Source organism: Streptomyces sp. A1277, assembly GCF_004795015.1.
Classification (GTDB): domain Bacteria; phylum Actinomycetota; class Actinomycetes; order Streptomycetales; family Streptomycetaceae; genus Streptomyces.
In genome coordinates this window covers 1-13322 of sequence record NZ_SSBI01000084.1, presented here as the reverse complement: position 1 = coordinate 13322, position 13322 = coordinate 1, and the positions used below count along the sequence as shown (strand labels likewise).

Here is a 13322-nt window from a genome sequence, read left to right as displayed (position 1 = left end):
CTTCACCTGGAGAGTGCTTCTTTCCGTGCAGCCACAGGACCCTAGACAAGTCCCATCGTTGCAGGTCAGGGGCACTCTCCGTTTATTTGATCAAGCATCGGACACCCCACCTCGCGAAAGCGCGAGGCTAAGGGTCCCGAGGCTCCGCAACAGGTGGCGCCGGAGAATTCAGCACTCAGGAAGAACATCCAGCGGCCGATTCGTGAAGTTCATCCCGGATCCGGCTCCTGCCGCCGGTGGATTGGGCTATTTCGGAGAGGCGTACAGCACGACGCACTCGGCGTACAACACGGCTTCCGGGCTTCGAAAGGCGCCGTAGCCGGCGTCGCGCGCCCGCCAGGGATCACGGGACAGCCCTCAGGGGCGTTCGATGCGCTGGAGCCCAGGGGTGTGCTTGTAGCCCATGATCAGTACGTCGCGGGTGGCGGGCTTGTCGTGGTCCGTCGCCCGGGTGGGCTGTACGGCGTGGAGGATCTGCTGATCCGACCAGAACATGGTGTCCATCTGTTCGGTGAGGGTGAACTCGGTGAGCAGTTCCTTGTTCGGGGTGTAGACCTGCGACTGGCCGCCTTCGGTGTTGGCTCGTCCCATCAGGTGGATCACCCCGTAGTCGACTTCGTCGCGGTGCGGCCCTTCGGGGGTCGGCTCACCGATCTCGTCGGGGGTGCTGATGATGCGGAACTGGTGGCACTGCACGTCCCAGGGTTCGTCCAGGCGGGTGTCGTCGTCGGCCAGCGGGAAGTGGGCGAAGTCGTCGCGCATCAGCCGGGTCAGCAGGGGATTGGCGAGGGTGGCGGAGCTCAGCGGGGCCACTTCGCGCTGGATGCCCCCCGCGTAGTCGTTGGCGCCCGGGGACTGGTAGTAGGGCCGGTGCGGGCGCAGGCGGATCTCGCCGGTGCGGGGCAGGAAGTAGAAGCGGTCGTAGCGGCGCTCGCGGAAGCGGGCGCCGTTCATCAGGTACTGGTCGGCCTCCAGCCGTTCCCACTCGTCGGCCAGTTCCTTGACCAGCGGCTTCAATTCGGGGGCCAGGACGAAATGGCCGGCCGGCACCAATGAGTAGCCGTTGGTGTGCAGTTCCTCCCGCGTGGTCCCCGTGATGCTGGCCATGTCGTCACCCTCCGATACGGATCTTGAACCCACTCGTGTGCATGAGGTTCCCATACCTGGCCTGACGCTGAACTGACAGCTTCCGGCGCACATCTGAGGCCGGATTCGGTCAGGTCCGTGTCAGCAGGTCGTCAAGTCGCCCATGCTCTAATCGCATTGAATGACAGAAAGGTGATTCTTGTGGCGCCGATCGCCGAACGACTGCAGTCGATTTCCCGGGCGGAGCGCTGGTCGGCCCTGGAGACCATCGTCACCGCGGAATTCCGGACCGTTCTCCTCATGGACGAGGACGAGGAATTCCCACTCGAGGACACTTTCTTCGAACTGGGCATGACCTCGCTGATGCTCACCACCGTCAAACTGCGTCTGGAGGAGTTGCTGGGGGTGGGGATCAGCAGTACCGCGCTGTTCAACCGGCCCACCGTGGAGCAACTGCTGGATTACCTCGCCGCCGAGGTGCTGACCGGCCTCTTCGACGCGCAGGACCTGGCGCGCTGACCGCAGTCCCGCCGGCGCACGCCCACCGGCGCGGGCCCGGTGGCGCTCACCGTCGCAGGCCCGGATACCCGGACACCTGGGTATCCGGGTATCGGGAATACCAGGAAAGCCTTACGTGGCAGAAAGGTTCGGGGCGTCGTCGTGCCGGAAGGATCCGAAGTGGACCAGGAAATACGTCGACAGTTCGAGGCGGCTCAGGAGACGCTGCGGCAGCAGCACAGAATGCTGGGACAGTTCCTTCTGGAGAAGTACGAGCCGGTCGCGGTGGTCGGGGTCGGCATGCGGCTGCCCGGTGGCAACGACTCGATGGACGATCTCGATGCGTTCTTGCGCGAGGGGCGCTCCGGGATTGGCCCGTTGCCCCGTGACCGCTGGGCCGGGGAAGTCGATGAATCTCTGATCACCGCGGCGGCCGGCGGTTTTCTGGATGCGGTCGATGAATTCGATGCCCAGTTCTTCAACATCCCGCCCAAGCAGGCCCCGTATATCGATCCGGCACAGCGGCTGATGCTGGAGACTTCCTGGGAGGCCCTGGAGAACGCCGGTATCGATCCCGCCGCCCTGCGCCACGGCGACGGCGGTGTCTACGTCGGTGCCTCCCCGCTCGACTTCGCCCTGGAGCTGGAGCAGCTCGCTGACGAACAGCTCGACGGCAGTCTCACCACCGGACTCGGCGGTTACTCGATGTCGGGCAGGCTCTCCTACTTCCTGGGCTGGCGCGGGCCCAGCCTGACCACGGACACTGCCTGCGCCTCGTCCCTGACCGCTCTGCACCTCGCGGTCGAGGGGCTGCGCCGCCGTGAATGCTCCATCGCGCTGTGTGCCGCCGCGAACGCGCTGCACAACCCCCGTTCCTTCGTCATCCTTTCCCACGGGCAGTTCCTCGCCCCGGACGGCCACTGCAAGACCTTCGACGACAGTGCCGACGGATACGCCCGCGCCGAGGGCTGCGGTGCTCTCGTGCTCAAGCGGCTCTCCGACGCGCTCATGGACGGGGACAACGTGCTGGCGCTGGTCCGCGGTACCGCCATCGGCCAGGACGGGGAGAGCGCGGGGCTGAGCGCGCCCAACGGCACCGCCCAGGAGGCGGTCATGCGCGCGGCCCTGGCCAACGCCCGCCTGGAGCCGGGCGACATCCAGTACGTCGAGGCGCACGGCACGGGCACCCCGCTCGGCGACCCCATCGAGATCGGCTCGATCAACGGCGTCTTCGGCGCCTCCCACAGCCCCGACGACCCGCTGACCGTCGGCTCCCTCAAGGCCAACATCGGCCACATGGAACCCGCCGCCGGGCTGGGCGCCGTCATCAAGGTGATCGCCCAGATGCGGGCGGGCGTGTTCTACCCGCACCGCTGGCGCGACCTCTCCGGGCGCATCCCCTGGGACAGCTACCCCCTGACCGTCCCGGACGCGACCCGGCCCTGGCAGGCCCCCGTCCGCCGCGCCACGGTCAACGGCTTCGGCGTCGCCGGGGCCATCGCGGTCGCCGTACTGGAGGAACCGCCCGCCGCCGTGCCCGCGGAACTGACCCGGCAGGACACGACCGGACGCACCGACCGCACCGCACAGCCCGCCACCCGCGAACCCCGGCGGACCGACCCGGCCGGGCACGTCTTCACGCTCTCCGCGAAGTCCCGTCCCGCGCTGCGTCTGCAGGCCGAACGCCACCTCCGCCTTCTCGCCGAGCAGCCCGGCACCAGCCTTGCGGATCTGTGCCGCACCCGTGCCACGGGCCGCTCCCACTTCCGTCACCGCCACGCCGCCACCGTCACCGACACCGAACAGCTCGCCGCCAGGCTGCGTGCCTGGGCCGAGCCGCAGCAGCCCGGCGACGAGACCGGCACCACGGGGCCCGGCGCTTTTCGCAAGGTCGCCTTCCTCTTCACCGGCTCCGGCGCCCAGTACACCGGCATGGGCCGTTCCCTCTACGCCTCGTCCCCGGAGTTCCGGCGCCACGTCGACGCGTGTGACGCCCTGTTCACCGCTCACCTGGGCAGATCCGCGGCCGCGGTCATGTTCGGCGAGGTGCCCGACGCCGCCGAGATGCTCGCCCGTACTCCGTACACGCATGCCGCGCTGTTCACTCTGGAGTACGCCCTCGCCCAGCTGTGGCTGTCCTGGGGGGTCAGGCCCAGCGTGCTGATCGGCCACAGCGTCGGCGAGATCGCCGCCGCCACCGTCGCCGGGCTGTTCACCCTCGCCGACGGCATCGCCTTCCTCACGGCCCGTGCCGCCCTCATCGAGTCGGTGTCCCGCCCCGGCGGCATGGCCGCGGTGTCGGCGCCCGCGCGGGAGGTCGCACCGCTGCTCGCCGCCTGGTCCGATCTGGCCGTCGCGGCCGACAACGCCCCTCAGCAGTGTGTGGTCTCCGGCGCCACCGCCTCCCTCGACGCGGCCGTGGCCGCACTGCGCGAGCGGGGCTGGAACGTCACCCCTCTGCGGGTCGCGGCCCCCTTCCACTCGCCCCTCATGGCCGAGGTCTCCGAACAGCTCGGCAAGGCCCTGGCATCCGTCGAATTCCACGAGCCGCGGCTGCCGCTCGTCTCCAACCTCACCGGCAGGATCGCCACGTACGCCGAACTCGCCACCGCCGACTACTGGATCAGGCACGTCAACGAGACCGTCGCGTTCGCCGAAGGGGTCCGCACCATCGACACCCGAGGCCGCCACGTCTTCGTGGAGGTCGGCCCCTCCAGCGCCCTGACCTCGCTGGCCCGCCAGTGCGTGGATCCGGCCCGGCACCGCTGGCTGAGCTGCCTGAGCCGCAAGGACGAGACCGGCATCCGGCTCACCACCGCACTCGCCGGCGCGTACACGGCAGGACTGAACATCGCCTGGTCCCGGGTGTACGCCGACCGGCCCGGCCGCCGGATCGAGCTGCCCCCCTACGCCTTCGACCGCCGCCCCTACCGTCTGCCGGCCCCGTCCGGCCACCGGACCGCCGCGGACGGCACCCACCCCCTGCTCGGCCGCCCCACCACCCCCGGCGGGTCCCCGGCAGCCGCCGTACGGACCTTCGCCGCCCGGATCAGCGCCACGCGGCCCGGCTACCTCGCCGACCACACCGCCGCCGGCCGGGCCTTCCTCCCCGCCGCGGCCTACCTGGAGCTGCTGCTGGCCCTGCAGGACGAACTCGCCGGCGACACCCGGCGCGCCCTCGAAGACATCCGCTTCCACGAGGCACTGTTCCTGACCGACCGGCCCGCCCTGCTACTCACCCGCGCCACCGCGGCGGCGGACGGCTCCTTCACCGTCGAGGTCCACAGCCGGCCGGCCGGCGACGACACCACACCCCCGACCCTGCACGCCAGTGCCGTGATCGCCGCCCCCGACCCCACGCAGAGCGTCGGAGCACTCACCGGGACCGGACGCGAGCTGCTGGACCGCCTCGCACAGACCGACATCGCCGGCCCCGGCGGCCCGCCACCACGCCAGGTCCTCACCGGCGAGGAGGTACGCGCCGCCTACGCACGCGCGGGCCTGGACTACGGACCGCAGTTCAGCAGGGCGACCGAGGTACGCGCATACGGCGAGGACTTCGCCCTCACCACGATCTCCAACGCCGGCACCTCGCGCGCCGAACACCTGCCCCCGCCCGTCCTCGACGCCGCCACCCACGGCCTGGCCGCCTTCGCCGACGACGGCCGGTCCTACATCGCCACCCGCATCGCCCGGCTGCGCGCCTTCAAAAAGCCCCGCGGCGAGCACCTGCACTCACTCCTGCGCATCCACCGAGGCGACACGCCCCCTGCGGCCTTCAGCCTGGACGTCGTCCTCCTCGACGGAGCCCCCGGCCCCCGCCCCGGCACCCCCACCGGCCCGCACCCCGGCACCCCCACCGGCCCGCACCCCGGTCCGTATCCGGGCGGTGAGCCCGTCATGGAGCTGGCCGGAATGACGTTCGCCCTGCTGCCGTCCCGCCCCGCCCCGCCGGCCGGCCGCTCCGCCGGCGGCGCTCCCGTCCGTCCGGCGGCCGTATCCGTCGACCCCCACGCCCTGGCACACGCGGCTCCCGGTGAACGGCATGCGGCACTGGTCGAGCTGCTGCGCGCGCTCACCGCCGATCTGCTGTCGATCACCGACCGCCGGGACGTGGACGCCACGGCCACCTTCCTGGAACTGGGCGTGGACTCGCTGACGGCGACCGCGATGAAGAACCGGCTGCAGGACCAGCTGGGCCTGGCACTGGAATTCTCCGTGGTCTTCGACCACCCCTCGGTGAGCGAACTCGCCGGCCACCTCGCGGCCCTCCTGACCACCGCACATCCCACCCCGGCCACGCCCGCCTGACGACCCGGCACCCGTACCGCGCCGTACCCGTTCCGCATCCGACGAGGGGATCCGATGGACCTCAGCACCACGCCGACGCTCGCCGCGCGTGCCGCGCTGCACGCCCACACCCGCCCCGACCAGCCCGCGGTCATCTGCGGGGACCGCACCCTGACCTACGCGCAGCTGCACCGGGAGAGCAACCGCACCGCCCACGCCCTGCTCGCCGCCGGCCTGGGCCGGGGCTCCCGGATCGGATACCTCGGCCAGGAATCCGAGCACTACTACGACCTCGCGCTGGGCTGCGCCAAGAGCGGCGCGGTCCTGGTACCCATCAACTGGCGGCTGACCCCCACCGAGGTCGAGCACGTCCTGCGCGACTCGCAGGCCGAACTGCTCTTCGTGGAAAGGGAATTCAGACCCACCGTCGACAAGGTGCGCGAGGCCCTGCCGCAGCTGCGGCAGCTGGTCGACCTGGACACCGACACCCACGTCGCCGGCGGCCTGCTCGCCTGGAAACAGGGCCGGCCCGACACCGACCCGCCACCCGCCACCGGCTTCGACGACCCGGTCGCCCAGCTCTACACCAGCGGCACCACCGGCCTGCCCAAGGGCGTGGTCCTCGCCCAGCGCACCTTCTTCACCCTCATCGCCGACACCCGCCGAGCCGGGGTCGACTGGATCGACTGGCGCACCACCGACCGCGGCCTGAGCTGCTTCCCCGGCCTGCACACCGCCGGCTTCGGCTGGTTCATGCACTCCTTCAACGCAGGCGCCACCACCGTCATCATGCGCCGCTTCATCGCCGACGAGGCCACCCGCCTCATCGAGCGCCACGCCATCACCACCGTGTGGGCCGCGCCTGCGATGCTGCGCATGATGCTCGCCGAGCACAACACCACCAAGGAAACCTTCCGCTCCCTGCGCAAGGTGGTCTACAGCGGCTCACCCATCGACCGCGAACTCTTGCTGACCTGCATCGGCGTCCTGGGATGCGACCTGGCCCAGGGCTACTCATCGGCCGAGGCCGGCAGCTTTCTGACCTGCCTGGCGCCCCAGGACCACACCCCCGACAGCACCGTGCTCGCCTCCGCCGGCCGGGCGCTGCCCGGCAACGAGATCCGCATCCTCGACGACCAGGGCAACGTCCTGCCCGCCGGCCGCACCGGCCGCGTCAGCGCCCGCACTCCCGCCCGCTTCCTGGGCTACTGGCAGCTGCCCGCCGCCACCGCACAGGCCGTCACCGGCGACTGGCTCGCCATGGGCGACATGGGCTACCTGGACGAGGACGGCTACCTCCACCTTGTCGACCGGGTCAACGACACCATCATCGTCGCGGGCCAGAACATCTACCCCACCGAGGTGGAGAACGCGCTGCGCGCACACCCGGCCGTCGAGGACGTGGCGGTCTACGGGGTTCCCGACACCCACTGGGGCGAGGCGGTCAGGGCCGCGGTGGTGCTGCGCCCCGGCGCGACGGCCGCACCCCGGGACTTCCTGCGGTTCCTGAACGGCCGCATCGCCGGCTTCAAGGTGCCCACCGGGTACGAGACGGTCACCGACCTGCCCCGCAACCCCACCGGCAAGCTGCTGCGCCGGGTGCTGCGCGAACGCCACGCTGCCGGCGAGCAGCCGCAGCCGGCGGGCTGAGTGGCCGTGCACCGCTGGCTGCACCCGCCCGAGGCCCGGCCGGACGCGGACATCCGGCTGTTCCTCCTGCACCACAGCGGCGGCTCGGCCACCGCCTACCGCGACTGGCCCGCCCTGCTCCCCGACACGATCACCTGCCAGTCCGTGCAGCTGCCGGGCCGTCAGGACCGCCGCCGCGAGGAGCCGTACACCCGGCTCGCACCCCTGGTGCGGGACCTGGCCGCCGTGCTCGCCGCCGATCTCGACGCGCGCCCGTACGCGCTGTTCGGACACTCCATGGGCGCGCTGCTCGCCTACCGGGTCACGGTGGAACTGGCCCGGACCGGTCTGCCCGCGCCGGTACTGCTCGCCGTCTCCGGCTGGTCCCCGCACGGCTTCCGCACCGGCGACCCGTACACCGGCGACCCGTACGTCTCCGATCCACTGGCCTTCGTGGCCCGGCTGGGTTCACTGCCCGCCGAGATCGGGGCCGACCCCCGGCTGCTGGCCGAGACCGTCCGCATCATGCGCGCGGACGGGGCGGTGTGCGCCGACCACACCGACGACCGCGCTGCCGCCACCTGCCCGGTGGTCGCCTACACGGGCCGCGACGACCCGCTGCTCGCCCCGGAGGCCCTGCGCGCCTGGGCCGACCGCACGCCCGACTACCTGGGGTGCCGCACTTACCCCGGGGGCCACTTCTACCTGCACGCCCACACCGAGGCCGTCACCGCGGACCTGGCGCACCTGCTGCTGCGTCACGCGGGACCCCGCTGACCTCCAGGGAGGACCGACCGATGCCACCCGCATCCGAGCCCGCACTCGTACCGGCGTCCACGCCCAACGCGCTCCTCGACGCCTATGTGGCGCTGTGGAACGAAACCGATCCCGGGCGCCGCCGCGCCGGGGTGGAGCGGCTCTACGAGCCCGACGCCACCTACCTTTTCTACCGCAAGGACCCGATCCGCGGCCATCAGGCGATCATCGACCAACTCGCCTACACCCAGGACGTCTACGGCCCGATGGGCTACACCTTCCGCTCCTCGCACAACGCGGTCGGGCACCACAACGTGGTCCGCCTCAACTGGGTGATGGTCTCAGGTGCGACCGGGGAGATGGAGATGGCGGGCCAGGACATCGTCGTCCTCGGCGAGGACGGGCGGATCCGCTACGACTACCAGTTCCACGACCGGCTGCCCACGTCCTTCGTCTACAACGACGGGTACGAGGAACACGGCGTCGCCGTCCGCCCCGCCCGCCCCGAGAAGGTGACCCAGGCTCACTGACCTCCGGGCGCACATGCCCCGAGGCACCCCCGCACTCCGGCCCCGTGGCGTCCCAGCGCCGCGGGGCCGGTTGGTTCGGGCGGGTCAGGCGGACACTGCGCCCACCGGGGCGGGGCAGTACTGACGCAGCACCAGTTCCGCGGTGGGCAGCGCCATCCGGGCCGGGCCGTCGGCGCCCAGCACCTCGCCGTTGTTGAGCAGTCCGCCGATGACGAGCATCAGCGCGTCGGCCATGTCCTCGGCGTCACTCGCTCCCGCGAGGATGCCCATGTCGCGCAGCCAGTCGCGCAGCCGGCGCAGGTGGCGCACCGACTCCATGCGCCCGGGGTACTGCGGGTCACGGAACTCCGAGGAGGTGTTGTAGTAGATGCAGCCGTAGTAGTCCGGCGACTGGACGCTGTCGTAGAAGAAACGCAGCAGGGCCAGGATCTGGCGGACCGGGTCGCCCTGGTAGGGGTCGGTCACCTGTGCGGCGGTCTTCCACCACTCCTCGTCGCTGTCCCGGATCCAGGCGGCGACCAGTTCGTCCTTGCTGGCGAACTCGCGGTACAGCAGGCTCTTGCCGACCCCGGTCTCGTCGATGACCTGCTGCATGCCCACGGCTCGCACGCCCTGTTGGCTGAACAGTCTGGACGCGGCGGTGAGGATTCTGCGTCTCGTCCCTGGTGCCGGTGTTCTTGCCATCGTTGCGTTCTCCTTCCCCTGGCCCGCATCGTCTCCAGCATACGTTTGACAGGGGTCCTTATGGGCGCTAAAAATGGACCGATCAGTCCGGGACTGATCGGTCCGTTATTCATGCCGCTCCTGGCGCTGTCCCCCTCGACGCTGTCCCGATCGGAGTCTGTGATCATGACCGAGGCATCCACTTCCACTTCACCGCCCGCGCCGCGGGCGGACGAGGCAGCCGCGGCCTCACCCGCGGTCAAGAGCCTTCCGCTGCTCCTCCTCGTCGTGTGCGCGGTCCAGTTCCTCGACGCGATGGACATCGCGAGCATGGGACCGGCGCTGCCGCTGGTCCAGGAGGACCTGGGGATGTCGGCGTCCTCCCTGCAGTGGGTCGTCTCCGCCTACGCCCTCGGCTTCGGCGGATTCCTGCTGCTGGGCGGCCGGCTGGCCGACCTCTACAACCGCAAGAAGCTGCTGATCGGCTGGCTGCTGGTCTTCGTCGTCGCCAGCTGCCTGGGCGGCCTGGCCGAGAACGGTCCCGTGCTCGTCGTCGCCCGCCTCCTCAAGGGAGTCAGCGCCGGCATCACCGCACCGGCCGCCATGGCCATCCTGCTCAACGCCTTCCGCGACGAGCAGGCCCGCAACCGCGCGCTCGGCACCTTCCTGGCCGTCGCCTCCGCCGGCTACTCCCTCGGCCTGCTGCTGGGCGGCCTGATGGCGGGCGTCGACTGGCGCCTGATCCTCTTCCTGCCCGCGGCCGTCGGCCTGCTGGTCGCCCTGCTCGCCGGGTCCGTCGTGCCCGGACAGCAGGAGGGCGGCCGCCGCGGCAAGCTCGACCTCCTGGGCGCGGTCACCGTCACCGCGGGCGCCGTCGCCCTCGTCTACGGTCTGAGCCGGGCCGCCAGCCACGGCTGGAGCGATGCCGTGACCATCGGCGCGCTCGTCGCGGCCGCCGTCCTGTTCCCGCTGTTCGTCGTCGTGGAGCGCAACCACCCCGAGCCGCTGGTGCCGCTGGCCATCTTCACCCGCCCGCAGCTCTCCCGCGCCAACCTGTGCATGCTCTTCTTCGGCGCCTACGTCTCCTTCCAGTTCGTCCTGACCCTCTACTACCAGGACAAGCTGGGCTGGTCGCCCCTCGAGGCCGGCCTCGCCTTCCTCCTCGGCGGCGTGCTGACCGCCGGCGCCGCCCGCTACGGCGCGGCCCTGGTCACCAAGTACGGTGCCTGGCCGGTGGCCACCACCGGCCTGGTCATGCTGAGCATCGGCTACCTGGGCTGGGCGCTGCTGATCGGCAGCGTCGACCCACTGGTCACGCTCATCGCCCAGCAGCTGCTCGGCGGCCTCGGCTTCGCCGCCGTCTACCCGGCGCTGAACATCGCCGCGGTCGGCAACGCCGGACCGGACGAGCAGGGCCTTGCCTCCGGCCTGTTCAACGCCGGCGCGCAGATCGGCAACGGCGTGGTCATCGCCATCACCGCCACCGTCTTCTCCCTGGTCTCCAGCACCGGACTCGCCCCCTACCGGGCCGGCCTGTGGGTGATCACCGCGATCACCCTGGCGGTCACGCTCGTCGCCCTCCTGGGGGCCGTGCGCTACCGGCAGAAGGCCACCGCGTAGAACCGGCCGGGGCCCCGTGCCCCGGCCCCCGGACGGCTGTGCAGTGCACGGCGGCGAACTTATTGCTCCCCCGCATCCGCCGTCCGTGTACTGTACAGCCTTTAACGCTGCGCATAATACAGGTCCGCTGTGGGACTGTCTGGAATTTTCTCCATTTAGGCTTGAGAGTTGATCAATTCCATGCTGGACGTTTCATTGACAGACTGAAATCTGGCGAAGTAGGATCCAGACTGATCGGTCCAGAAATGAGATTGGCCGGATAGTCTATATCGTCCGGCCTCTCAAGGGGGAAGCCGACAGGCGTTTGCGCACGACGCCCTCTTGAATGCGCCAAAAGCCAGCATGACGACACGTACCTTTCCATTCGCGGGGGAGAAGATCTGTGTTGCTGTTTTCGGTCCTGGGTTGCGTCGAAATCAAGAAAAACCGTTCCGCCGTACGGCTGGGCGGCGCCATGCAGCAGACCCTGCTCGCCACACTCCTCGTCTCCGGCGGAGACCTGGTGACCGTCGATTCCCTCATCGCCGAACTCTGGGGCACCACCCCGCCGGCCAAGGTGGAGAACGCACTCCAGGCACAGGTCAGCAGGATCCGGCGCACCCTGGCCGCCCTCGAACCCGAACGCGACACCTCCCGCGTCGTGACCAGCACCTCCGGCTACCTGTTCACGGTCGGGCGCTGGGAACTGGACGCGACGTTATTCCTGGACGCCGTCGAAGCCATCCATACCAGGGCGGGCCACGGCGTCCACGCGTACACGGAAAAGGACATCACCGGACTGCGCGAGGCCCTTTCCCATTGGCGCGGCCCGATGTTCGGCGGCCTGGCCGGCGGCCTCATCTGTCAGACCGCCGCCGCGAGATACCTCGAAGCACGCACTTCCGCACTGACTCTGCTGTACGACCTCGAACTACGCGCCGGCGGACATGAGAGAATCCTCCCCGAACTGGCCGAACTTTACTTCCGCAACCCCGTACACGAACAGTTCTGTATGCTCCTCATGCGAGCCCTGTACAGGTGCGGCCGCCAGCTCGACGCCCTCGGCGTCTACCGCCAGTGCCGCCGCAACCTCATCGAATCCCAGGGCGTCGAGCCCTCCCCGGCTCTCAGCCAGTACGAGCAGGCCATCCTCACCCACGACACGCGCCTCCTGCAGGACGAGCCCTACTGGCCGGTCCCGGACCTGGTCGCACACTAGAAGGCGTCTTGCCGATCTCGACGCCGTGAACCGCCTGATGCCCGGTACCCTCCGAAAGGGTGCCGGGCATCAGGCGGTTCACGGGGCGCGGCGCGTCAGGACGCCCATACGTGGTCGGTGAAGGCATCGCCCGCCATCCCGGCGCACAGGGTGGTGCCGTCGACCTGGTCGATGAGCAGGAAGGACCCGGTGGACCGGGACTCGGCGTAGTCGTCCAGCGCGAGCGGCTCGGCGGTGCGGATGTGCACCCGGCCGATGTCGTTGGTCTCCAGCCGGGCGGGGGCCGGGCGCTGCGAGAGGTCGTCCAGGGCCAGCGTGGAGGGGACCGAGGCCACGAACGCCCTGACCGTGCGGGTGGTGTGCTTGAGCAGCACCCGCTGGCCGGTGCGCAGCGGCCGGTCCGCGAGATGACAGACCGTCGCCGCCACATCGCGGGTGACCACGGGCGGGTGTGCCACCGGGGCGATGAGGTCGCCGCGCGAGACGTCGAGGTCGTCGGCGAGCCGCAGGGAGACCGACTGCGGACTCCAGGCCGTCTCCACCGCCTGCCCCAGCAGGCCGATACCGGCGACGACGCTCTCCCGCCCGGACGGCAGGACGACCACGGGATCGCCCACTCGGAAGGCGCCGGCGGTGATCTGGCCCGCGTACCCGCGATGGCCGGGGTGCCCGGAGCCCTGCGGGCGGAGCACGTACTGGACCGGGAAACGGGCCTCCGCGCTGTCCCGGTCGAAACCCACGGGGACGCTCTCCAGATGCTCCATCACCGTCGGGCCGCCGTACCAGCCCATGTGGGCGGAAGCCGCCACCACGTTGTCGCCGGTCAGCGCCGAGACCGGGATCGCGGTGATCTCGGGGACGCCCAGCTCGCCCGCGTAGTGCGTGAACTGGCGGGCGATGCGCGTGAAGACGCTCTCGTCGTAGCCGACGAGGTCCATCTTGTTGACGGCCAGCACCACGTGCGGGACGCGCAGCAGGGCGGCGACCGCGGCGTGCCTGCGGGTCTGCTCGACCACCCCGTTGCGGGCGTCGACGAGGACGACGGCCAGTTC

The 13322-nt window shown here is 70.4% G+C and carries 10 protein-coding genes; 7 read left to right on the top strand and 3 right to left on the bottom strand.

The window, feature by feature from the left end; genetic code table 11:
- Window positions 1–357: 357 nt before the first annotated feature.
- A complete protein-coding gene (locus E6R18_RS33415) occupies window positions 358–1107 on the bottom strand; it encodes a 2OG-Fe dioxygenase family protein (RefSeq protein ID WP_136320621.1) in 750 nt (249 codons plus the stop codon).
- A 180-nt stretch (window positions 1108–1287) separates the two neighbouring features.
- On the opposite strand from E6R18_RS33415, the gene E6R18_RS33410 reads away from it, so the two are divergent.
- The 5 genes from E6R18_RS33410 (at window position 1288) to E6R18_RS33390 (ending at window position 8789) form a co-directional block, all read left to right on the top strand.
- Window positions 1288–1605, top strand: coding sequence for an acyl carrier protein (locus tag E6R18_RS33410; RefSeq protein WP_240799940.1), 318 nt, complete (start codon window positions 1288–1290; stop codon window positions 1603–1605).
- A 159-nt stretch (window positions 1606–1764) separates the two neighbouring features.
- Window positions 1765–5895, top strand: a complete 4131-nt coding sequence (locus E6R18_RS33405) for a type I polyketide synthase (protein ID WP_240799939.1) — start codon at window positions 1765–1767, stop codon at window positions 5893–5895.
- 54 nt (window positions 5896–5949) lie between these two features.
- The gene (locus E6R18_RS33400) at window positions 5950–7524 is read left to right on the top strand and encodes a long-chain-fatty-acid--CoA ligase (protein ID WP_136320620.1); all 1575 of its coding nucleotides are present in this window, start codon (window positions 5950–5952) and stop codon (window positions 7522–7524) included.
- Window positions 7525–7530: 6 nt separating this feature from the next.
- Window positions 7531–8280, top strand: a complete 750-nt coding sequence (locus E6R18_RS33395; RefSeq protein WP_206308497.1) for an alpha/beta fold hydrolase — start codon at window positions 7531–7533, stop codon at window positions 8278–8280.
- Between the two features lie 20 nt (window positions 8281–8300).
- On the top strand, window positions 8301–8789 hold the full coding sequence (locus tag E6R18_RS33390) for a nuclear transport factor 2 family protein (RefSeq protein ID WP_136320618.1): 489 nt from the start codon (window positions 8301–8303) through the stop codon (window positions 8787–8789).
- A gap of 84 nt (window positions 8790–8873) precedes the next feature.
- On the opposite strand, the gene E6R18_RS33385 is transcribed toward E6R18_RS33390, so the two are convergent.
- Complete coding sequence (locus E6R18_RS33385) at window positions 8874–9473, bottom strand: TetR/AcrR family transcriptional regulator (protein ID WP_136320617.1); 600 nt, start codon at window positions 9471–9473, stop codon at window positions 8874–8876.
- Between the two features lie 165 nt (window positions 9474–9638).
- Between E6R18_RS33385 and E6R18_RS33380 the strand changes: the two genes are divergently transcribed.
- Together E6R18_RS33380 and E6R18_RS33375 are read left to right on the top strand one after the other, a co-directional pair.
- Complete coding sequence (locus E6R18_RS33380) at window positions 9639–11072, top strand: MFS transporter (RefSeq protein ID WP_168712510.1); 1434 nt, start codon at window positions 9639–9641, stop codon at window positions 11070–11072.
- A gap of 382 nt (window positions 11073–11454) precedes the next feature.
- On the top strand, window positions 11455–12270 hold the full coding sequence (locus E6R18_RS33375; protein WP_136320615.1) for a BTAD domain-containing putative transcriptional regulator: 816 nt from the start codon (window positions 11455–11457) through the stop codon (window positions 12268–12270).
- A gap of 95 nt (window positions 12271–12365) precedes the next feature.
- Here the strand turns inward: E6R18_RS33375 and E6R18_RS33370 are convergent.
- The coding region (locus E6R18_RS33370) for a GTP-binding protein (protein WP_136320614.1) at window positions 12366–13322 on the bottom strand (957 nt) is incomplete at its 5' end.

Bases quoted from the DNA above. Each gene is read 5' to 3' on its own strand.
- E6R18_RS33390 (WP_136320618.1), top strand. From the start codon at position 8,301: ATGCCACCCGCATCCGAGCCCGCACTCGTACCGGCGTCCACGCCCAAC.
- E6R18_RS33385 (WP_136320617.1), bottom strand. From the start codon at position 9,473: ATGGCAAGAACACCGGCACCAGGGACGAGACGCAGAATCCTCACCGCC.
- E6R18_RS33400 (WP_136320620.1), top strand. From the start codon at position 5,950: ATGGACCTCAGCACCACGCCGACGCTCGCCGCGCGTGCCGCGCTGCAC.
- E6R18_RS33415 (WP_136320621.1), bottom strand. From the start codon at position 1,107: ATGGCCAGCATCACGGGGACCACGCGGGAGGAACTGCACACCAACGGC.
- E6R18_RS33380 (WP_168712510.1), top strand. From the start codon at position 9,639: ATGACCGAGGCATCCACTTCCACTTCACCGCCCGCGCCGCGGGCGGAC.